This is a genomic window from Rhodococcus sp. BP-241 (assembly GCF_019836145.1).
Classification (GTDB): Bacteria; Actinomycetota; Actinomycetes; order Mycobacteriales; family Mycobacteriaceae; genus Rhodococcoides.
Window position 1 is genome coordinate 359224 of the sequence record NZ_JABUEI010000002.1, and the last position, 20809, is coordinate 380032.

At 68.0% G+C, this 20809-nt stretch carries 23 protein-coding genes and 1 pseudogene; 19 read left to right on the forward strand and 5 right to left on the reverse strand.

The window, feature by feature from the left end:
- Window positions 1-34 precede the first annotated feature (34 nt).
- A pseudogene (locus tag HQ308_RS04965) lies at window positions 35-547 on the forward strand (DUF2243 domain-containing protein).
- Window positions 544-1332: a cytochrome c oxidase assembly protein gene (locus tag HQ308_RS04970; RefSeq protein ID WP_222645619.1), complete on the forward strand. Its 789-nt coding sequence runs from the start codon at window positions 544-546 to the stop codon at window positions 1330-1332. Before HQ308_RS04965 ends, HQ308_RS04970 begins: the two are co-directional and overlap by 4 nt.
- Here HQ308_RS04970 and HQ308_RS04975 read toward each other — a convergent pair.
- Window positions 1280-2194: an alpha/beta hydrolase gene (locus HQ308_RS04975; protein WP_222645621.1), complete on the reverse strand. Its 915-nt coding sequence runs from the start codon at window positions 2192-2194 to the stop codon at window positions 1280-1282. The genes HQ308_RS04970 and HQ308_RS04975 overlap by 53 nt on opposite strands.
- Before the next feature lie 72 nt (window positions 2195-2266).
- Here HQ308_RS04975 and HQ308_RS04980 point away from each other — a divergent pair, with 72 nt between their 5' ends.
- Together HQ308_RS04980 and HQ308_RS04985 are read left to right on the forward strand one after the other, a co-directional pair.
- Window positions 2267-2797 carry a TetR/AcrR family transcriptional regulator gene (locus tag HQ308_RS04980; RefSeq protein ID WP_222645623.1) on the forward strand — a complete coding sequence of 177 codons (531 nt, stop codon included), beginning with the start codon at window positions 2267-2269 and terminating at the stop codon, window positions 2795-2797.
- A 102-nt stretch (window positions 2798-2899) separates the two neighbouring features.
- Window positions 2900-3301, forward strand: a complete 402-nt coding sequence (locus HQ308_RS04985; protein ID WP_222645626.1) for a cupin domain-containing protein — start codon at window positions 2900-2902, stop codon at window positions 3299-3301.
- A 3-nt stretch (window positions 3302-3304) separates the two neighbouring features.
- On the opposite strand, the gene HQ308_RS04990 is transcribed toward HQ308_RS04985, so the two are convergent.
- Window positions 3305-4312 carry an alpha/beta hydrolase gene (locus HQ308_RS04990; RefSeq protein WP_222645628.1) on the reverse strand — a complete coding sequence of 336 codons (1008 nt, stop codon included), beginning with the start codon at window positions 4310-4312 and terminating at the stop codon, window positions 3305-3307.
- 48 nt (window positions 4313-4360) lie between these two features.
- On the opposite strand from HQ308_RS04990, the gene HQ308_RS04995 reads away from it, so the two are divergent.
- From HQ308_RS04995 to HQ308_RS05020, 6 genes are all read left to right on the forward strand, one after another.
- The gene (locus HQ308_RS04995; protein ID WP_222645630.1) at window positions 4361-5206 is read left to right on the forward strand and encodes a tryptophan 2,3-dioxygenase; all 846 of its coding nucleotides are present in this window, start codon (window positions 4361-4363) and stop codon (window positions 5204-5206) included.
- On the forward strand, window positions 5203-6408 hold the full coding sequence (kynU, locus tag HQ308_RS05000; RefSeq protein WP_222645631.1) for a kynureninase: 1206 nt from the start codon (window positions 5203-5205) through the stop codon (window positions 6406-6408). The genes HQ308_RS04995 and kynU overlap by 4 nt, the downstream gene beginning before the upstream one ends.
- A 94-nt stretch (window positions 6409-6502) precedes the next feature.
- The gene (locus HQ308_RS05005; RefSeq protein WP_222632922.1) at window positions 6503-7135 is read left to right on the forward strand and encodes a response regulator transcription factor; all 633 of its coding nucleotides are present in this window, start codon (window positions 6503-6505) and stop codon (window positions 7133-7135) included.
- The gene (locus HQ308_RS22870; protein WP_222632921.1) at window positions 7132-8310 is read left to right on the forward strand and encodes an ATP-binding protein; all 1179 of its coding nucleotides are present in this window, start codon (window positions 7132-7134) and stop codon (window positions 8308-8310) included. The genes HQ308_RS05005 and HQ308_RS22870 overlap by 4 nt, the downstream gene beginning before the upstream one ends.
- Window positions 8307-9323 carry a hypothetical protein gene (locus HQ308_RS05015; RefSeq protein WP_222645633.1) on the forward strand — a complete coding sequence of 339 codons (1017 nt, stop codon included), beginning with the start codon at window positions 8307-8309 and terminating at the stop codon, window positions 9321-9323. Before HQ308_RS22870 ends, HQ308_RS05015 begins: the two co-directional genes overlap by 4 nt.
- Before the next feature lie 41 nt (window positions 9324-9364).
- On the forward strand, window positions 9365-10885 hold the full coding sequence (locus tag HQ308_RS05020) for an alkaline phosphatase (protein ID WP_222645634.1): 1521 nt from the start codon (window positions 9365-9367) through the stop codon (window positions 10883-10885).
- 4 nt (window positions 10886-10889) lie between these two features.
- Here HQ308_RS05020 and HQ308_RS05025 read toward each other — a convergent pair whose 3' ends face one another.
- Window positions 10890-11582 carry a Tellurium resistance gene (locus HQ308_RS05025; RefSeq protein ID WP_056442948.1) on the reverse strand — a complete coding sequence of 231 codons (693 nt, stop codon included), beginning with the start codon at window positions 11580-11582 and terminating at the stop codon, window positions 10890-10892.
- Window positions 11583-11823: 241 nt separating this feature from the next.
- On the opposite strand from HQ308_RS05025, the gene HQ308_RS05030 reads away from it, so the two are divergent.
- From HQ308_RS05030 to HQ308_RS05070, 9 genes are all read left to right on the forward strand, one after another.
- On the forward strand, window positions 11824-12273 hold the full coding sequence (locus HQ308_RS05030) for an Hsp20/alpha crystallin family protein (protein WP_056442946.1): 450 nt from the start codon (window positions 11824-11826) through the stop codon (window positions 12271-12273).
- An 84-nt stretch (window positions 12274-12357) separates the two neighbouring features.
- Window positions 12358-13476: a sensor histidine kinase gene (locus tag HQ308_RS05035; RefSeq protein ID WP_056442944.1), complete on the forward strand. Its 1119-nt coding sequence runs from the start codon at window positions 12358-12360 to the stop codon at window positions 13474-13476.
- 5 nt (window positions 13477-13481) lie between these two features.
- Window positions 13482-14132, forward strand: coding sequence for a response regulator transcription factor (locus HQ308_RS05040; protein WP_222633000.1), 651 nt, complete (start codon window positions 13482-13484; stop codon window positions 14130-14132).
- A gap of 112 nt (window positions 14133-14244) precedes the next feature.
- A complete protein-coding gene (locus tag HQ308_RS05045; RefSeq protein WP_056442941.1) occupies window positions 14245-15147 on the forward strand; it encodes an ABC transporter ATP-binding protein in 903 nt (300 codons plus the stop codon).
- Window positions 15144-15920, forward strand: coding sequence for an ABC transporter permease (locus HQ308_RS05050; RefSeq protein ID WP_308115671.1), 777 nt, complete (start codon window positions 15144-15146; stop codon window positions 15918-15920). The genes HQ308_RS05045 and HQ308_RS05050 overlap by 4 nt, the downstream gene beginning before the upstream one ends.
- A gap of 5 nt (window positions 15921-15925) precedes the next feature.
- Window positions 15926-16690, forward strand: a complete 765-nt coding sequence (locus HQ308_RS05055) for an ABC transporter permease (RefSeq protein WP_222645635.1) — start codon at window positions 15926-15928, stop codon at window positions 16688-16690.
- Window positions 16691-16733: 43 nt separating this feature from the next.
- Complete coding sequence (locus HQ308_RS05060; RefSeq protein WP_222645637.1) at window positions 16734-17096, forward strand: hypothetical protein; 363 nt, start codon at window positions 16734-16736, stop codon at window positions 17094-17096.
- A 66-nt stretch (window positions 17097-17162) separates the two neighbouring features.
- Entirely contained in the window at window positions 17163-18347 is a 1185-nt protein-coding gene (locus HQ308_RS05065) for a sensor histidine kinase (RefSeq protein ID WP_222645639.1), read from the forward strand.
- Complete coding sequence (locus tag HQ308_RS05070; RefSeq protein ID WP_222645641.1) at window positions 18344-19012, forward strand: response regulator transcription factor; 669 nt, start codon at window positions 18344-18346, stop codon at window positions 19010-19012. The genes HQ308_RS05065 and HQ308_RS05070 overlap by 4 nt, the downstream gene beginning before the upstream one ends.
- On the opposite strand, the gene HQ308_RS05075 is transcribed toward HQ308_RS05070, so the two are convergent.
- A complete protein-coding gene (locus HQ308_RS05075) occupies window positions 18979-19821 on the reverse strand; it encodes an ABC transporter permease (RefSeq protein WP_222645642.1) in 843 nt (280 codons plus the stop codon). The genes HQ308_RS05070 and HQ308_RS05075 overlap by 34 nt on opposite strands.
- Window positions 19818-20765 (reverse strand): ABC transporter ATP-binding protein, encoded by a 948-nt coding sequence (locus tag HQ308_RS05080; protein ID WP_222645643.1) that lies wholly within the window; start codon window positions 20763-20765, stop codon window positions 19818-19820. Before HQ308_RS05080 ends, HQ308_RS05075 begins: the two co-directional genes overlap by 4 nt.
- Between the last annotated feature and the right edge of the window lie 44 nt (window positions 20766-20809).

The following is a 20809-nucleotide window of genomic DNA, read 5'->3' on the forward strand; positions in this document are numbered from 1 at the left end:
TTTCGAGGGCCGTGCGCCGGGTACTGCCCTGCGCATGGTCACCTCGGAACGCCCACAAGGCGTCGTGCCCGACCGCGGAATCGCCCTGCCCGGCATTGTGCTCGGTGTGGGACTGGGCGGTTTCGTCGACGGGATTCTGCTGCACCAGATTCTGCAGTGGCACCACCTATTGAGCAGTTCGGGCGACGACAACATCGGCCTGCAGCCTTATCCCGTCGACACCGTCCACGGCCTCCAGATCAACACGCTGTGGGACGGCGTCTTCCACACGGTCACCTGGCTCGCCGTCCTACTGGGTCTCGCAATGCTGTAATCGCGCGTCACCGGGTCGCGCGGGCGGGTATGGGCGTCCCGCGTGCTGTGGGGGTGGGTCCTGGTCGGGTGGGGCCTGTTCAATCTCGTCGAGGGCATCGTCGATCACCATCTGCTGGGCATCCACCATGTCCGCAGCGGTCCGAACCAACTGTGGTGGGACCTCGGCTTCCTCGCCCTCGGTGTCCTGCTGATCGCCGGCGGCTGGGTCATGCAGCGCAGCGCACGTCGATGATGCTCGCGCACGACACTCATCACGGCAACGGTGGTCTCGGACCGGTCGTGACTCTCGTCGTGGTGGCAGCCGCGTATGTCGTTGCGGCGGAGCGCTGCAGGCGTGAGCCGCGGGGATGGAACCCGTGGCGCACGGTGAGCTTCCTCGTCGGCATCGGGCTCCTCGTCCTCGCCGTGGTCCCTGCACTGTCGCCCTACCCGGACGGCGACTTCCGCGGCCACATGCACCAGCACCTGCTTCTCGGTATGTACGCGCCGTTGGCGCTGGTACTCGGTGCCCCGATGACGCTGGTGCTGCGTTCGGTATCGACGTCGACGGGCCGCGCCATCGGACGTGTCCTGCGCTCGCGGCCGGTGCACGTGATCGCGAATCCGGTCGTCGCGCTGGCCCTGAACCTCGGTGGTCTCGCACTGCTGTACTTCACCCCGCTGTACGAGGCGACGACACACAGCACGGCGCTGCACCTGGTGGTGCACGTGCACTTCTTCGCGGCGGGATACCTGTTCGCGTGGGTCGTCGCCGGCCCCGACCCGGCACCGCATCGGCCTTCGGTACCCACCCGACTCTGGATACTCGGGGCGGCGATCCTCGGTCATGCTGTCCTGTCGCAGCTGATGTACGCGGGACTCCTCGTGCAGATCCCGGGTCCCGCCGATCAGCGCCAGGGCGCCGGCGAGCTGATGTACTACGGCGGCGACATCGCCGAACTGCTTCTGGCGCTGGCGCTTCTGCTCACCTGGCGACCGGCACGACGTCGCGAAGAAACGCCAGCTGGTCGGCGATGATCCGGGGGAAGAGCGGCTCGACGTACGGATCGAAGTGACCACCCTCGTACGTCACCACGGTGGCGCGCGGGATCTTTCGTGCGGTGTGCAGCGCGACGTCCGTGGGAGTGATCGCGTCCTCGGTGGCGATCTGGACGAGGGCGGGGCACTGAATCTTCGCGGCGGTCTTTCCCGGCGAGTACAGGCCGATGTGGAGCAGGATGCGAGCGGCGACCGTCTCGGGGTAATCACCGGTCCGCAGTCCCGACGCCTCGAGTAGACGGTCACGTCCGACGGCGGCGTCCGGCGAGACCATGGCGGCGAGGGCACCGGGTTCGCCGATCGAGTCGATGTAGCGGGGCTCGCGGCCGAGCAGAGCCCGAAGCTGATCCGAGATCGCGGCCGGTGCGAGACGCAAGGTCTGGCGCAGGCCGGCGGAGCGCACGGCGGCGATGCCGTCCACGTGCGGGACCTGCGCGATGATCGCGGCCAGTCGTTCGCCCGTGCCCGCCAGTGTGAGGACGTGGCCACCGCCGAAGGAGGTGCCCCATGCGACGACGCGGTCGGGGTCGACGCCGTCGAGTCGCCGGGCGAAGGCCAGCGCGTTGCGCCAGTCTTCGAGCTGTCTGCGCACGTCCAGGAGCTGCCGTGGGGTTCCTTCGCTGTCGCCGAAGTGCCGGTAGTCGAACATCGCGACGACGTAGCCCGCCTGGACGAACTGGTCAGCGTAGGCGGGGAGACGCAACGCGCGCACCGATCCGAAGCCGTGGGCCATGACGATGATCGGCGCGGAACCGTCGAGCCCGGCAGGACGGAGGACCGAGATCGCGCAGCGGTCGGAACCGGAGTCGAACCACAGGTCGTCGCTAACGGTGTCAGGCATGCGGGCTCCTCTTGATTGACGTTCAAGAGAACGTAGCAGCGTCTTGATCGAGCATCAAGATAGGGTGACCGCATGCCCCGGAACAGACGTCCGCAGGATCGGGAAGAGAAACGGGCCGAGATCGTCGACGCCGCGACGGCCCTGTTCGTCGAGGCCGGATTCGACGGCACCCCGCTGAGCCGGATAGCGCAGAGCGCCGGCGTCACGCCGAACACCATCTACTGGTACTTCTCCGACAAGGACGAACTGCTCGTCGCCGCCCTCACCGAGATCACGGCGACGGCGTTGACGCGCTTCGCCGAGTTGGAGGTGACGTCCCCGCAGGAGCGGTTGACGTGGGTGGTCACCGAGCTCGAGCGCTACCACCGGCTGGTGGACACCGTGCACGCCCGGGCTGCGGTGTCGGCACCGATCGACGAGTGGCACAACGGGTTCCACGCCTTGGCCGATGCGCTGGTCGCGGAGGAACTGCGCCACGTCGGCGTCGCCGAGGAGCGGATCGACGCGCGGACCAAGGTCGTGGTGTTCGCTGTCGAGGGCATGCTGACGCATCCGCAGAGCGCTGCCGACAAGGCTGCGATCGTGGACGCCCTGTTCACCTAGACGACCGGGGTGCCCTGTCGGGGCGCTCCTCGGCAGGGACTTCCCCCGTGGACCGGCACCGCGGATGCTGGACTTCAGCACCACCGACGAGAGGAACCGCGCATGCAGATCACCCGAAGCTCGATCGCGACCACCAAGGGTCCGGCCGACTGGTTCACCGGCGACGTCTACATCGACGCCGTCGCCGCAGCTCCGGCCCCGTCGCGGGTCTCCGCCAACCTGGTCCACTTCATGCCGGGGGCGCGTACGCACTGGCACCACCACTCGCTGAGCCAGACGGTGTTCGTCACCGAGGGCGTCGGTCTGTGCCAGCGGCAGGGTGGGCCGGTCGAGGTCATCCGTCCCGGCGACCGCGTGCTGTTCGAGGCCGACGAGGTGCACTGGCACGGCGCCGCACCGGATCGCCTGATGGTGCATCTCGCCATCAACGAGGGCGACGACGAGCACGACGTCGTCGTGTGGATGGACCCCGTCACCGACGCGGAGTACACCGCGCACGAGTGACGATCAGCGGGGGAGACGTCCCTCGATCCGCTCCACGATGGCAGGCCAGATCTCCGACCGCGGGTCGACGACACTGAAGTGGTCTCCGGGGCCTTCGACAAGCGTGACATCGTCACCTGCGGCCGATGCTGCGGTGACGTACTCGCGGCCGATGTCGTTCAGATTCGGATCGTCCGATGCCGCGACCACGACGATCTGCGGAACCCCGAGTGGCAGTCGCGCTCTGGGGGACGACTCCGCGTGAGCATCGGTGTACCGCGAGCTGAGGGCGGCACGCACCGCACCGTCGCCCAGGCCGCGGTCGTCGGCGATCTGCAGGTCGAGGACTCCGGCGAGGCTCACGGCCAGTGCGGGACGGGCATCCGCGGCCCAGCGCATCGCGAGCTGTCCTCCTGCCGAATGGCCGAGGACGGCCTGCGCACCAGCGTGCTTCAGGGCCGCGGCGACATCCGCCGTCGTCGTCTCCCACCCGTGCTCGTCGGGTGTGCGGTACTCGACATTCCAGGTGGTGTAGCCGCGGTCGGCGAGATCGATGGCCGCGGCGTCGAGCGAGTCGAGTCGCCACGGTGCCCGCCAGTAACCGCCGTGGATCAGGGCGACGACCGGCCCGCTCGTTCCCCGCACCTCGGCGAACTGTTCGGGGTGCTCCCCATACGACTCGACGGTCGCCGGGTGCAGTCGGTGATGATGAATCCTGTCGACGGCGTAGCGGAGCCCGCCGAGTCCCCGTCCGCGAATGTGGGCGTGCAGGCCAGCCGAGAGGTCCGCGGCCACATAGCCGTAGTCGACACGCACCACACACCGGTCGCTCGCCTGCGTGCCGACGCGTCCGCCCGCGGCCGGGACCACGATCACGTCACCGGATGCCACGGAGACGTCGTCCGACACGTGGACCTCCCCGGTGGCGCCGCGCGCAGCGAGCGCGGACTGCACCAGGTCGGTCACCGTGCCGAGGTCTCGAACGGCGTCCGGGTGCAGGACGACGTCGATTCGTTCCGAGGACTCGCTCATCCCTCGAATCTACGTCCTAGGCTCGGGGGAATCGACGAAAGAGGAGCAATGGACGAGCGCGCCATCGAGAAGGACATCGTCACCGATTTCCGCGAGCGGATGAGGTACGGGGCGTACCTCGATCTCGACACTCTGCTCAGTGCGCAGAAGCCGGTGAGTGTCCCGGAGCATCACGACGAGTTGCTGTTCATCATCCAACACCAGACCACCGAGCTGTGGTTCAAGCTCGTGCTGCACGAACTGCTCGCGGCACGCGACGCGTTCGACGCCGACGACCTCGGGTTCGCGCTGAAGTGCGTCGCTCGGGTCAAGCACATCCAGAAGACGCTGACCGAGCAGTGGTCGGTGCTCGCAACACTCACGCCCACCGAGTACGCGCAGTTCCGCGGATTCCTGGGGAACTCGTCGGGGTTCCAGTCCGCGCAGTACCGCGCGGTGGAGTTCGTGCTGGGCAACAAGAACGCAGCGATGCTGACGGTGTTCGAATTCGACTCGGTGGCAACCGAACTGCTGACGCGGGTGCACGGCGAGCCGAGTGTGTACGACGCCCTGTGGCGGTGCCTGGCCCGCGCAGGACTCGACGTTCCGGAGAGTGCGCTGCGGCGAGATGTCACCGCGCCGTACGCGCGCAACGACGATCTGATGCCACTGATCACGCACGTCTACGAGAACCCGACCGAGAACTGGGCCGCGTACGAGGCGTTCGAGGAATTCGTCGACCTGGAGGAGAACTTTCAGCTCTGGCGGTTCCGGCACATGCGCACGGTGCTCCGTACGATCGGGCACAAGAGCGGCACCGGTGGCTCCAGTGGTGTCGGCTTCCTCCAGCGCGCCCTTGAGTTGACGTTCTTCCCCGAGTTGTTCGCCGCCCGCACCGAGATCGGACAGCCATGAACGCAGCAGACCTCGACGCACGGGACCCCCTGCGCGAGTACCGCTCTCGCTTCCACACCGACGACGCCGATCCCGTCGTGTCCTATCTCGACGGCAATTCGCTCGGTCGGCCCACGACGGCGAGCATCGAGCGTGTCTCGACGTTCATGGCGCAGGCCTGGGGTGGCCGGCTGATCCGCGGGTGGGACGAGGAATGGTTCGAGCTGCCCATCACGTTGGGCGACACGCTCGGTCGGGTGGCCCTGGGTGCAGCACCCGGGCAGACCGTCATCGGTGACTCCACCACCGTCCTGCTCTACAAGATCGCGCGCGGGGCGGCGGCGCTGAGGCCGGGCCGGACCGAGATCGTCCTCGATCGCGACAATTTCCCGACCGATCGCTACGTCCTCGAGTCCATCGCGTCCGAACTCGGCCTGACGCTGGTGTGGATCGATGCGGACCGGCGGTCGGGCGTAGGGACTGCGGACATCGCCGATGTCGTCACCGAGCGAACAGCTTTCGTGCTTCTCAGTCATGTCGCCTACCGCTCGGGCTTTCTCGCGGACGCGTCCGCGGCGGCCCGTGTCGCGCACGACGTCGGCGCCCTGGTGGTGCTCGACCTGTCGCACTCGGTGGGATCCGTGCCGCTCCGTCTCGACGAGTGGGGTGTCGATCTCGCCGTCGGCTGCACCTACAAGTACCTGAACGGTGGTCCCGGCTCGCCCGCGTTCGCATACGTCCGCGCGGAGCATCTGCCCGAGTTTCGGCAGCCCGTATGGGGATGGATGGGGCGTGCCGACGCCTTCGCCATGGAGCAGGGATACGTCCCGGCCGAGGGCGTACGACGCGTCATCAGCGGCACCCCGCCGGTGCTCGCCATGATCGCGATGCAGGACACGCTCGCCATGATCGGCGAGGTCGGCATGGACGCGATCCGCGCGAAGTCGGTCGCTCTCACCGAGTACGCGCTCGAGCTGGTGCGCTCGGACCTGGTGCCACTGGGCGTGGAGATCGCCTCGCCGGAGAACGCGGACGAGCGCGGGGGACACGTCACGCTCGATCACCCCGATTTCCGCGAGGTCACGGCGCGGCTGTGGAAGCGCGGTGTCATCCCCGACTTCCGAGCCCCGAGCGGCATCAGGCTCGGCCTGAGCCCGCTCAGCACCAGCTTCGAGGAGGTGCGCATCGGCGTTCTCGCGATCGCCGAGGAGCTCCGGCGCTGACACCTGGCACCACAACACGACCGGTCAGATGGTTATGCTCTGACGACTTTGTGGCTGAGGGGGTCCGGTGGGGGTCGAACGTGCGCGTATCGGAATGGTCGATGATCACGAGCTGACCATCCGGGGGTTGCGGGACTCCCTCGCCGATCATCCCGACCTCGACTTCGTCGCGAGCGCCCCCACGGTCGCCGAGCTGTTCGACGCGACCACGGACCTCGATCTGGTGATCCTCGATCTTCGACTGCGTGACGGATCGTCGCCGGTGTCCAACGTCGAGGCCATCCGCGCCCGCGGTCTCGACGTGCTGGTTCTCACCTCGGGCGAGGATCCGTTCCTGGTCCGCTCGGCCGCCCGCGCCGGTGTGCTCGGTGTGGTGCGCAAGTCCCAGCCGATCGACGCGGTGGTGGACGCCGTGCGGAGTGCAGCCCGGGGCGAGATGGTGCCCACCATCGACTGGGCGGCGGCCATCGACGGGGATCCCGACCTCGCCGCGGTGGACCTCAGCCCGCAGCATCGACGGCTCCTCACGCTCTACGCGGCCGGGGAGACCGCCACGCGGGTCGCGTCGACCATGGGCATCTCACCCGAGACGGTGAACGACTATCTCGGCCGCATCCGGCTCAAGTACGCCGACGCCGGCAGGCCTGCCCCGACCAAGACCGATCTGTACAAACGGGCACTGGAGGACGGGTGGTTGCCGTTTCCTCGTCGACGCAGGAAGTCGTGACGACGGCGGAGCGCAGCGCGGCCGATCAGATCCTCACGATGTTCGGCCGCTTCATCGGCGTGGGCTACGTCTTCTACCTGCTCGTGTCGATTCCGCTCATCCGCGATCTGGAGGGGGTGTCGGCGTCCTGGTGGACTCCGGTCGGGCTCGTCCTGTTCTTCGGACCCGGACTGGCGTTGGGCGCCGCGTCGTTCGGCCGGCGGGGTCAGCGTGCGCTCCGGCCACTGGCGGCGGCCTGCGCCGTGGTCTTTCTGCTCGGGTTGCTCACCTGGCCGCTCGGATGGACGGGCGAGACCCTGCCCGACGGGAAGGCTGCCTGGTTCTCCCTCTTCCCTGCCCTGGCCTCTCTGGGGGCTGCGGTGTCGATGAGGCCGCGCTGGGCGTTCCTCCATCTCGCGGTTGCCGTCACGGGTGTCCAACTGGTCAACCACTATCTGCGTGACGCCGGTGACCGGAGTCCGTTGGTGGCAGACATCGTCTACAGCTTCGGCTTCAGCCTCATCTTCGTCGCCGCGTCGATCACGGCGTCGCGCACGGGCTTCCTTCTCGATCGCACCCGCGAGTCCACCTACGCGCAGGCCGCCAGTTCTGCCGCGGTGCAGGCGCGGACGGTCGAACGTCGACGGTTCGACGGGTTGATCCACGACAACGTCATGTCCACGCTCCTCGCCGCATCGCGCGGTCCGATGGATCAGCGTCTCGTCGACCAGGCGAGCGTCGCGTTGGCGGAGCTCGACACGTTGCGACGGGACGCGCTGCCGGTCTCGGACTTCGAGGTGCAGGACGTGGTCGCGCACCTTCGTGCCGCGGCCGCGGCGGTGGACGCATCGGCGACACTGAGCTTCCGGTTCGAGGCCGATGCGGCGGAACGGACGGTGCCGGCCGAGACCGTCCGCACCGTGGGCGCCGCCATGGCCGAGGCGATGCGGAACAGCCTGCGGCACGCGGGCCCCGATGCCCACCGGTCGGTCGTGGCTGCGCTCTCCCCACTCGGACTCCGGGTGACGGTGACGGACGACGGCCCCGGCTTCGATCTGTCGTCGATACCGGCACATCGCCTGGGCGTCCGGGTCAGCATTCTCGACCGCATGCACCGGCTTCCGGGCGGCTCCGCCGCGCTCCACACCGCGGTGGGTCGGGGCACCGTCGTCGAACTGCGGTGGGAGGCACAGTGAGCAGAACGAACGATGTCACGACTCTGCTGGGCATGCACACGCGTGCAGCCTTCGTGGTGGTCGCCTTCAACGTCGCCGGTGTCGTTCTGGCCGCCGCCTCGACACTCGAGGGCGTCACCGAGCCGGCGCTCGTCGCGGTGGCGGTCGTCCTGCATGCCGTGTCCGTAGCGGCACTCCTCCGCGTCCCGGGCGATCCGATCCCCTTCGGCGCGACGGCAGCCGTCACGCTCACCGGCCCGCTGTCGTGTGCGATCGTCCTCGCCGCGCTTCCGGTGCCGATCGGGAACCCTCTGCAGATGTGGCCGATCGGGACGGCGGCCGGGATCTACACCTTCCTCTGTGTCCGTGGGCGCACGTGGTGGGCGTGGGCCGGGTTCCTCGGCATCTTCGTCGTCACGCTCGTCTGGTGCCTGCTGACCGAGCAGAGCGCGGTCGACGCCGTGCTGTACGTGCTGCCCAGCGGCGCGCTGGTGTTGATGGGCACGTTCTTCGCGTTCGCGCTACGCTCGCCCGTCACGGACATCTTCCGGCTACGGGAGGAGTCCACGAGACAGGCAGCGGAGGAAGCCGCGGCCGCTGCGGCACTGCACGAGCGGGACCTGCAGCTGACCCGGCTCGACGAGCTGGCCCGCCCTCTCCTCACCAGGATCGCCTCGGGTGAGCCGCTGTCCGACGACGAGCGACTGAGCTGCCGTCTTCTCGAGTTCCATCTGCGGGACACCCTGCGTGCCGCCGGACTGGCCGACTCCGAGGTGAGCAGTGCGGCGCGGGCCGCGCGGAGTCGGGGAGTCGACGTGGTCCTGCTCGACGACCGCGGCGCGGACGCGACCGGCGTGGTCGATCGCGACATCGTGACCTCGGTGATCACCGCCCTCGAGAGCGACTCCACCAGCGCGGTGACGGTGCGTCTTCTTCCGCAGGACCGGGACTCGGCGGCGTCCATCCTGGTCACAGGAGCGGACGGAACGCACCGGGCCGAGTTCGACCGATCGGGCACCCGGCTGTCCTCCTGAGAGTCACGCCCCGTTCAAGTCCGTGCGGCACGGTGCGGAGCATGCAGATGTCGCGACGCTCCCTGTTCCGCTACGCCGCGCTCGGTGCCGCGGCCACGCCGTTGCTCGCCTGCAGCACCGGGCCCACCCTGGTGCGGGCGCGCCCGTCGCTGACCCACGGCGTCGCCAGCGGCGACGTCCGTGCCGATGGTGCGCTCGTCTGGGCACGGTCGGACACGCCCGCGACGATGATCGTCGACACGTCGGCCACTGACGCGTTCTCCTCCGTCACGACGACGCGGGGACCTCTCCTCACACCGCAGTCCGACGGTACCGGCGTGCTGCGCCTCACGGGTCTGCCGGCGGGACAGCGAGTGCACTACCGCGTGACGCTGGAAGGCGAGGACGGCGCCACGTCGGAGCCCGTCACCGGGGTGTTCTCCACGGCTCCCGACGGGCCGTCGAACATTCGCCTCCTGTGGGGCGGCGACACGGCGGGCCAGGGTTACGGGATCAACCCCGACATCGGCGGCATGACCATTTTCGGAGCGATGGCCGATCGGGAACCGGACCTGTTCCTGCACAGCGGCGACGTCGTCTATGCCGACGGGCCGCTCGAGGAGAGTGTCACGTTGCCCGACGGCCGGGTGTGGCGGAACACGATGTCCGAGGCCAAGTCCAAGGTCGCGGAGACTCTCGACGAGTATCGCGGGCAGTACGCGTACAACCTCACCGACGACAACTACCGGCGCTTCAATTCCTCGGTCGCGCAGGTGGTGCAGTGGGACGATCACGAGACCGTCAACAACTGGTATCCCGGTGAGATTCTCGACCTCGAGCAGTACACCGTGAAAGATGTGAACCTGTTGTCGCAGCGGGCCTTGCAGGCATTTCACGAGTGGCTCCCGGTCGCTCCCGCGGAGGCCGTCGACGGGCGGGTGTACCGGAAGATCGCCTACGGTCCGCTGCTCGACGTCTTCGTCCTGGACATGCGGAGCTACAAGGACGCGAACAATGCCAACACCGCCCCGACCGGGGAGATTCTCGGAGATGCGCAGCGTCGGTGGCTGATCGACGAGCTGTCGCGCTCGAAGGCCACGTGGAAGATCATCGCCAACGACCTCCCGCTGGGACTCGTGGTGCCGGACGGGAAGACCGCGCAGGAGGGCGTCGGCAACGGTGATCCCGGCGCCCCGCTCGGCCGCGAGACTGACATCGCGCAGGTACTCACCGCCATCGACCGGAACGACGTCACGGGTACCGTGTGGCTCACCGCCGACGTGCATTACACGGCAGCGCATCGGTATTCGCCCGAGCGGGCCGCCTACCAGGAGTTCCGCGAGTTCTGGGAGTTCGTCAGCGGGCCTCTCAACGCGGGTGCCTTCGGGCCGAACGACCTCGATCCCACGTTCGGCCCGGAGGCGGTGTTCGTGCACGCGCCGCCGGAGCCGAACGCCTCACCGCTCGATACCTTCCAGCACTTCGGTGAGGTGCTGATCGACAAGGACTCGAGGTCGCTGACGGTGAACTTGTGCGACGGTACCGGGGCGGTTCTCTTCACTCAGGTGCTGCCGGCGCCCTGACCGGCTACTTGCGCCCGGCCGCCCAGCGCATGCCCCAGCCGTACTTCTTGTCCAGGTCCGCCTGGCTGCCCTGGATGTACTCGACCTCGCGCGTGACCGTGATGCCCTGGCCGGTGTTCTGGATCAGCGCGATGGAGCAGATGCGGGCGGAGTTGTTGTCGGAGTCCAGACGCACCTCCACCTGCGGGCCGCTGGTGGGGAACAGCGTGACGACGCCGTCGACCGCGGCCCAGTTCGGGGCGCCGTCGTAGATCATCGCGAAGATGAGGATGCGCTTGAAGGCGTCGGGCCGCGCGAGGTTGATGTGCATGTTCTCGCCGCCCGTGACGGATCCGGAGCGGTCGTCGCCGTCGAGCTGGATGAACGGTGCGCTCTCCAGCGCGCCGAAGCTCTTGCCCAGTGCCTGGATGACTCCCTTCGACCCGTCGGCCAGCTCGTACAGGCAGCCGAGGTCGAGGTCGACGCCGCCGGTGCCGTACGACGCGGCGGCGAGCTTCGCGAGGAAGCCCTTCTTCTTCGGCTCGGGTGCGGCCGCGCCCTGCGACCAGTTGAGGTTGACGCGCATCGCGCCCTGGCTCTCGCCTTTCTTGGCCAGATTCACCGTCGGCGCGGCCTTCGACAGCGTCACCTTGCTCAGATTGACACCGCCCGCTGCCGGGGCGGGGGTGGACGGCCTTTTGGTGTAGTCGATCGCCATGGATGGGAGGCCTTTCTTCCGGAAACGGCGGTGTCCGTTTCGCGCACTTCCCTCAGCGTAGTCGCCGTGAGCGGGCCGCACCTACCGTCGACCAGTCCTGCACTGCGAGAGCAACTTCGGCCAGAAATTTTTCTGGAGGGTACTTGGCACTCTCGGGTGGAGAGTGCTAAATTCGGTGTCACACACAGAGGAGCCGAGCATGATGGGCTCGGTGTCCACGAGATACAGGAGGTGTGTTGCTGTGCTTCGCTTCGATCCTTTCCGTGACCTCGACGCCGTGACCTCGAGCTTGCTGGGAGCCGGGTCGGGCACCGACCGTTCGCCGCGGTTCATGCCGATGGATCTGTACAAGGTCGACGACCATTACGTCCTCGACGCGGACCTCCCCGGTGTGGATCCGGGCTCGATCGACCTCGACGTCGACCGTGGAACCCTCACGGTGACGGCCCACCGTTCGGCGCCGAGCGGCGACTCCCGGCAGTGGCTCACCTCGGAGCGCTTCACGGGCACCTACCGTCGCCAGCTCGCGCTGGGTGACGGCATCGACACCGAGCGCATCACCGCGTCGTACGACAACGGTGTTCTCTCCGTACACATCCCGCTGTCGGAGCGCGCCGCCCCGCGCAAGATCAGCATCGCGCAGTCCGAGAACACCGGCGGACAGACGACACTGGAGGCCTCGGCGTCCTGAGCACTCGACGCTGACGAACGCCGTGCGCCTCGGTAGGGGCGCACGGCGTTCGTCGTGAGTGCCCATGTCGTAGTGTCGAGACCGATGGCGACGGAGACGACATCCGGACGACGACGGCGCGCGACCGACATCGCGATCGCCGCGACGGTGTTCGCCTACAACCTGCCGGTTCAGGGCACATCGAGTCCTCTCGAGCTGATCGTGCCGGTGGGGCTGTGTCTGCCGTTCGTGTGGCGTCGTCGCCATCCTGTCGGCTCTTTCGCCGTCGTGATCGCCGCAGCTCACCTGCAGGTACTCCTCGGCCTCGGGCCCCTGGTGGCGGACGTGATGGTGGTGTTCTCCCTGTTCGCCGTCGCGTCCGCTCGCGCCTGGCATATCTCGCTACCGGCGGCAGTCGTCGCTGCCGGGTGGACTCTTCTCGTGACGCTGCCGGACCGAGAGGCGAACGACCTGTCACCGGGAGACGTCGGACTGTTCGTCGCAACCATGGCCGTCGCGTGGCTCATCGGCACGTTGGCCCGAACCCGGCGCCTGTACGTGCAGTCTCTGGAGGAGCGTGCGGCGCAGGCCGAGCGCGAGCGCGAGACCGGCACCCGCATGGCCGTTCTGGGTGAGCGCACCCGCATCGCACGAGAACTGCACGACGTCGTCTCGCACAGTCTCAGTGCGATCGTGCTGCTGTCGGAGGGTGCGGCATCGATCGCTCACGCGGATCCGGACCGTGCGGCCGAGGCGATGCGCTCGGTGCGCGACACCAGCCGCGGTGCGATGAGTGAGATGCGGTCCATGCTGACCGTGCTGAGATCCGACGACGACCCCGTCGGCCCGCAACCGGGTCTCGATCGAATCGACGCGCTGCTCGACGAGTCACGCGCCGTGGGCATCCCGGTCGTACGGGTGGACGAAGGGACACCGCGCGAGCTCGGTGCGGGTGCCGCCGCGGTCGTCTACCGTGTGATCCAGGAAGCACTCACCAACGTCCGAAAGCACGCCGGCGAGGTGCACGATGTTCGTGTGTCGCTGTGTTGGAACGACGACGGAGTCGACATTCGCGTGGTGGACGATGGGAAGAGCGGAACCGGAACCGGGGGACTCGGATTGATCGGGATGCGCGAACGAGTCGAGGCTCAGGGAGGGGACCTCGAGGTCGGCCCCACGGACTCCGGGTTCGGCGTCCACGCGCGTCTGCCGGTGCCGAGGTGACCACCATGCGTGTCGTCCTCGTCGACGACCAGGAACTCGTCCGGACGGGCCTGCGCATGGTTCTGCAGTCCCGAGGAGTCGAGGTGGTCGGCGAGGCGTCGAACGGTCGGGAAGCCCTGGAGGTCGCACGCTCGGCGAAGCCGGACGTCGTCGTGATGGACGTGCGCATGCCCGTCATGGACGGTGTCGCCGCCACGCGTGCACTCTGCCAGAATCACGGTTCTCCGAAGGTGTTGATACTGACCACGTTCGACCTCGACGAGTACGCCTTCGAGGCGCTGCGGTGCGGCGCGAGCGGCTTCCTGCTCAAGGACGGCCCGGTCGACGAACTCGTCGCCGCGCTCGGCCACGTCCGGGACGGCGACGCGGTCGTGGCACCGTCGACCACGCGGCGCCTGGTGGAACACGTGACCCGAGGGTCGGCGCCGTCGTTCACCAGGTCGGCCGACCTCGAGAAGTTGACCGCGCGGGAGACCGAGGTGCTGTACGCGATCGCCTCCGGGCTGTCGAACGCCGAGATCGGCGCGTCGCTGGGGGTCTCCGAGGTGACCGTCAAGGCACACGTGGGACGGATCCTCGCCAAGCTTGGGTTGCGCGATCGGACGCAGGCGGTGATCGTCGCGTACGAGGCCGGACTGATGCAGCGCCCCCGCTGATGCGACGCCCTGGCCGATGCACTGTCCGGCCTGATCTCCTACTCAGGTATACCTCCGAATATCCGCCCCCGGACTGACGATTTTCGCGCCCACCGTCGGCAGAGTGTGGGTCATGGACATCGTCAACACACAGGGCCTCGGCAAGCGGTACGGATCGACCACCGTCGTCGACGACCTGAACCTGCGGATTCCCGAGGGTTGCGTCTACGGCTTCCTCGGGCCCAACGGTTCGGGTAAGTCGACGACGATGAAGATGTTGTTGTCGCTGGTGACGCCCTCGTCGGGTCAGATATCACTCTTCGGCCGTCCTCTCACGCGGGAGACGCGACGCGACCAGCTCGCGCAGGTCGGTTCGTTGATCGAGGCACCGCCGGGATACGGGCACCTGACGGGTGCGGAAAATCTGCGCGTCGTCCAGCGCAGTCTCGGACTGCGCGCGGACCAGATCGACCGGGCTGTCCGGACGGTGCGCTTGCAGGACCAGCTCGACAAGAAGGTCCGCAACTACTCCCTGGGCATGAAGCAACGCCTCGGTATCGCCATGGCGCTCGCACGCGAACCGCGCCTGCTGGTCCTCGACGAACCGACGAACGGACTGGACCCCGCAGGAATCGAGGAGATCCGTGAGCTCCTGCGTCATCTGGCGTCACACGGAGTGACTGTCATGGTGTCGAGTCATCTACTCGGTGAGATCGACCGGACCGCCGACGTACTCGGGATTCTCAGTGGCGGGCGCATGATCTTCCAGGGATCGCGTTCCGATCTGACGAGCGCGGCCACACCGGACGTGCTGATCGACACCGTCGACCCGGATCGTGCCGGAGCGGTTCTGCGAGAGAAGCTTCCGACCCGTGTCGACGGCCACACCGTTCGGGTGACGGGTATCGACGATCGCACGACGGCGCGTGTCGTGGAGGACCTGGTCGGGGCGGGGGCCGGCGTGTACGGCGTGCGCCGTGACGAGCAGTCCCTCGAGGACGTCTTCATGAACCTGACGAGCGGGGGTCGGCTGTGACCACGACACTGTCACCGTCGACGACGTCCGGCACGTCGTCGGTGCGCAACGAGTTCGCGAAGTATCGCCACCTGCGCCTGGGCGTAGTCAGTGCCGCGCTCGCGCTGGGAATCATCGCCCTGACGATGGTGGGCATGCTCGGCGGCGCCCCACAGGGTGAGGGGGAACCGCTGACATGGGGCCTTCCCCTTGCAGGACTGTCGCTGGCACTTCCCCTCGCGTCTCCTCTGCTCATCGCGGTGATCGCCAGCCGCGCAGTGGAGATCGAGCATCAGGGAAACGGGTGGTTGCTCGCGCGGACGTCGGGTGTGACGCCAGGGCGACTGTGCCGCGCCAAGTTCTGGTGCACGGCGGTGCACGTGGTCGTCGCGACCTCCCTCGGAAGCATCGGCGCTCTCGCACTCGGAGTTCTCGGCGGCATCTCGGACACACCGCCCGCCGGACTGTGGCTCGGTCAGACCCTGTCCGCTCTCGTCGTCGCGCTGGCGGTGCTGGCCCTGCAGGTGCTGGTCTCGGCGCGCTTCGACAATCAACTCGTCGCGCTGGGGAACGGCATCGTCGGCACCGTCGTCGCGCTGTACTCGTTCGGGCTGCCTGTGTGGGCGGCGCACCTGACCCCGTGGGGGTACTGGTCGCTCATCGCGTCCGCGGACTACCAGGGCGACGCGGTGGTCACGCTCACGCCCTCCTACGGCAGCGTCGCTGTCCTCGCGGTACTCGCATCGGTGGTGTTCACACTTGCGACTCGTCGGCTCGACCGGCAGGAGGGATGAAGATCATGCGCTATGCAGAGATTTTGGGGGCAGAAGTGCTCAAGCTCAAACGTTCTCAGGTGTGGGCGGTGGTGGTCGTCCTCCCACTCGTCATGGCGGCACTCGGCGTCGTGAACACCGCGGCGTCCGGCGCCGGTCTCGAGGACGGCTGGAACACGTTGTGGCTCCGGACCACCGTCTTCTTCGGACTCTTCCCCCTCGCGCTCGGAGTCGCCGTGCTGGCATCGCTGGTGTGGCGACCGGAACACCGAGGTGGCAACTGGAACGCGCTGATGGCGAGTGCGACACCGACTGGACGCATCGTGGTGGCCAAGACCGTCGCGGTGGCAGCGCTCGGAATGGCGATGTTGGCAGTGGAACTGGTGGCCGTCGTGATTCTCGGCAAGCTGGTGTTCGGGCTGCCGGGCATGCTGCCGACGCGGTACGTCGCGGTCGGTGCACTGACCGCGATCGCCGTGATCCCACTCGCTGCACTGCAGTCGACGTTGTCGATGGCGATGCGGTCCTTCGCCGCTCCCATCGCGGTGGCGATGGTGGGTGCAGGTGTCGCCGTCGTCGCGATGACGGCCGAGTGGCACGCTGCCGTGTTCGTGTTTCCCTACGCCGTGACCACGCGGGCGAGTCAGCTCGCGTCGGGTGCCTTCGGTGACCCCGGGGCGCTGACGACCGGCGCAGCCACCGCAGTGGTCACTGCCGCCGTTCTGCTCACGGGGGTCGTGGTGGCGGCCACGACCCGATTGCTCGATCGCCGCGACGTGCACACGCGATGACCTGACTCGACACACATCGATTCATCGACACGAAGGAGACGTCATGTACACGCAGAACGCACCCGATGCCGATCGGACAGCGCCGACCCCGCGTGCCCGCGCCACCAGAGCGCTCGTCTGCGCCGCGATCGCCCTCGTGTCGTTGCCCGTTCTCGTGTTCGTCCCCCTGGGCGGCTTCGTCTCGGCCGCAGTGGGTGTCGTCGGGATCGTCGCGGGGTGGCGCGGCCTGCACGAGACCGTGCCCGGTGACCCGGGGCGTGGGGCGACGGCGACCGGTTTCGTCGTCGCCCTCGTGGTGACCGCGGTGTGCATCGTTGCGGCGGTGTTCTGGACTGTCATGGTCGTCGACCCGGCCATCACGCAGAATTCCGATCTGCGACGTCTCGTCGACGGGCTCCTCTCCTGACCCGCGAGTGACGGCCCGACACACGCTCGGGTAGCAGCCGACCGAAAGGTTTCTTATACTTCCTGAGTGACCGGGGGACCACTGCAGGGCCGCAGCCATGTCCATGATCGCGACCACACGGGCGCGCGGGCAACGGTGGCGGTGCTGCTGTGTCTGTACTCGTCGGCAGTGTCGGTCGGCACGATCTGGAACGGGTATCGAACCGTGGTCGCCCTCGCTGTGACCGTCGGCCTGTGTCTCCCCTGGATCTGGTCCCACGTCCGGCCACGCACGACTTTCGCGATCATGGCCTCGGCCGGCGCGGCTCAGCTGGCTTTCTTGAGCGGGCCGGTGCCGGCCGATCTCGTGCTGCTCGCTGGTGTCCATGCTGTCGCCCTGTACGCGTCGCAGCGATCCGCACTCGTCAGCGCCGGGTGTGTCCTCGTCGGGGCCGTGATCGGCGGCATCGTGTGGGGCGATTCGGTACGTGACGTGATCGTCCCGCTCGCCGCCGTCGGCGCGGCGACGTGCGCCGCGTACACGTGGGGTAGGAGCGCGGCGGTGGACCGGGCCTACCGCGACACCCTGGCGGACCGCGCCGCACAACTCGAGCGGGAGAAGGTCCACCTCGCTCGACTCGCTGCCGCCGAGGAGCGCGAACGCATCGCTCGGGACATGCACGACGTCGTGTCGCACAGTCTCGCCGGTGTGCTGACGCTGGCCGAGGGAATGGGACGGGCCGGCGACCTCTCCCCGGTGCATCGCCGCGCGGTACGCACCATCGCCGAGCACTGCCGAACGTCACTCGACGAGTTCCGCACCGTCCTGACGATGCTGAGGGACGACGGGTGCGCGGGAAGCGCGCCGCGGCTCTGTGATGTGGCATCGCTCGTCGAGCGGGCGCGCGCGTCGGGGTTGACCGTGACCCTGGATCTGGCCGCAGATCCGCGGACCGTACCGGTCGATGTGCAAGAGACCACGTTTCGGGTGGTGCAGGAAGCGCTGACCAACATTCACAAGCACGCGGGAGACCATGTCAGCGAGGTTGCAGTCACCGTCGTGAGCGGCGACGAGACGCTGGCGGTGACGGTCGAGGACGACGGGTGCGGGGCGTCGTCCACACAGACCGGAGGCTACGGCCTGCGCGGGATGCGTGAGCGGGTCTCGTCCCTCGGCGGTACCGTCGCCGTCGCCCGTTCCGGCACCGGCGGTTTCGCACTGCGTGTGGTTCTGCCGTCCTGCGGTGCCGTGGCGGCCGGAGCGGCCCGATGATCCGCACGGTCGTCGTCGACGACAGTGAGCTCGTGCGGGCGGGTCTGCGCATGATCGTGGATTCGGGGACGGACACCACGGTGGTGGCGGAGGCGTCCGCGGGTGGCGACGCGGTGGCCGTCGTCCGTGACATGCCCGGCGAGGTCGACGTCGTCCTGATGGACATCGACATGCCCGGGATGAATGGTATCGACGCCACCCGCAAGATCGTCGAGATGGAGAATGCACCGAAAGTGCTGATCGTCACCACCTTCGCAGTCGAGACCTACGTCTACGACGCGATCATGGCAGGTGCGAGCGGCTTTCTCCTGAAGGACACCCCGCCGGAGTCGTTGCTCGCCGCCATCGTCTCCACCCATGCCGGCACAGCGGTGGTCTCGTCCCAGATGACGCGCCGACTGCTCGCATCGCAGACGCCGCGGGCGACACCGTCCGCGTCGGCGGCGCGCTCTGCGAAGCTCGACTCGCTGACCGAACGGGAGAGGGACGTCCTCACCCTGATCGGGCGGGGTATGAACAACGCGGAGATTGCTGCCGAGCTGGTCATCGCCGAGGTGACGGTCAAGACTCATGTCGGCCACATCCTCCGCAAACTGGAGGTCCGAGACCGCATCCGATGTGTCGTGTTCGCCTACGAGGCCGGGGTGATGGCAGGCGAGGAGTGACGCGGCCTGCTCGTTCGACTGCCGCCCCGTCGGCGCGAGGTACGTCGCAGCACCAGTACCGCCGTGGCCGTTCCCACGATGCTCCAAACTCCGAGCACCGCAGCGGTTTCCGCCAACCGCCAGGTTCCGCCGATCTCCGCCGAGGCGGCGCCGTCGCCCAGAAGTCCGCCGCGGAACGCGAGTCCCAGCCAGTACAGCGGGGTGGCCTGTCCGAGCCACTGCATCCAGAGTGCCTGCTGCCCGAGCGGATACAGCACACCCGACACGCTGACCACACCCATGAGCGACAGTGAGACGAAGCTGAGGTTTCGCGGGTTCTTCACGGCCGCCCCCAGCGCGGCTCCGAAGGGCAGGGTCGCGGCCAGCCCGAGCGGCAGGATCCACAGGAGGTGAGCGAGATTCGACAGATCTGTGGCGACGAACCCGCCGAACAACAGTGTTGCCTCCGCGATGATCACCGCGACCGTCACGAGCGTGATCGCTGTCTGTGACACCAGCTTCCCGATCAGGTAGGCGTGGATGCCGTAGGGCAGGGACCGTGCGCGCAGCAGGGTGCCGTCCTCGCGTTCGGTGATGAGGATGGTGGCCAGTCCCATGAGACCGCTGAACACCACGTTGATCGCAAGGATCCCGGGTATCGCGTAGGTGCTCAACGACGCACCGGAGTCGCCCAGCCTGACACCCCGCAGGAAGAACATCACCACCAGCGCCACCGATGGGAAGAACACGTAGTTGAAGACGAGAGGCAGACCCTGGCGGAACTCCTCGCGGCCACGGTCGAAGCCGATGCGTGCGACAGACATGATCATGCCGGCGATCCTTTCTCGTCCAGTGCGTCGATCATCTGCAGGTACGCGTCCTCGAGTGACCGGGGTCTTACCGCCAGGTCGGTGATGCGGGAGTCGCGCAGCAGGGTGCGGACGTGGTCGGTCGCGTCCCCGTCGACGACGGTGGATCGGAGGTCACCGCAGACTCTGTGGGTCACCCTCGTTCCACGTGCGTGTTCGCGGGCGATGTCTGCGGTGCTGCCGCGCGCGACGATCTGCCCGCCCACCAGGATCGCCACCGAATCGGACAGGAGCTCCGCCTCCGCGAGATCGTGCGTCGTGAGTACCACGGCCGTGTCCCGTGTGCGGGCGATCGACTGGAGCAGCGCGTGAAACTCCTGTCTCGCTTCGGGATCGAAGCCCACGGTCGGCTCGTCGAGGAACAGAAGTTCCGGGTTCCCCACCAAGCCGATGGCGACGTCGAGTCGGCGCCGCTGGCCGCCACTCAGGCGCCCGACTCGCGTGGTCGCCTTGTCCGTGAGGCCGACGGCGTCGAGGAGCTCGTCCGGCTCGAACGGCGTGGCGCGGTCCCGCCGTGCGAAGGGTCGGTAGTACGACGCGATGTGTGTGAGGAGATCGCCCGCGCGCCAGCGTCGATGATCGCGCCAGGACTGGAGTACCACGCCGATACGCGATTGCCACTCTTCCGTGGCGTCGTCGGGATCGATGCCGAGCACGCGGACGTCGCCACTCGACCGGCGTCGGATTCCTTCGAGGATCTCGATGGTGGTGGTCTTCCCTGCACCGTTCGGTCCGAGCAGTGCGGTGACCTCACCGGCCTCGATGCGGAGGTCGACTCCGCGCAGCACGTCCGTGTCGCCATAGCGCATGCGGAGGTCGCGGGTCAGCACAGCCGGCTCGCGAGTGTCGGGTGTCAGCGGGAGCCGTTCGTCACGAGCGAGTGCAAGCGCGGTCGGGTGGGTCATCGCTGGGCCTTCCGTCGATCCGGAGAGGGGAAGCGGGTCGGGAA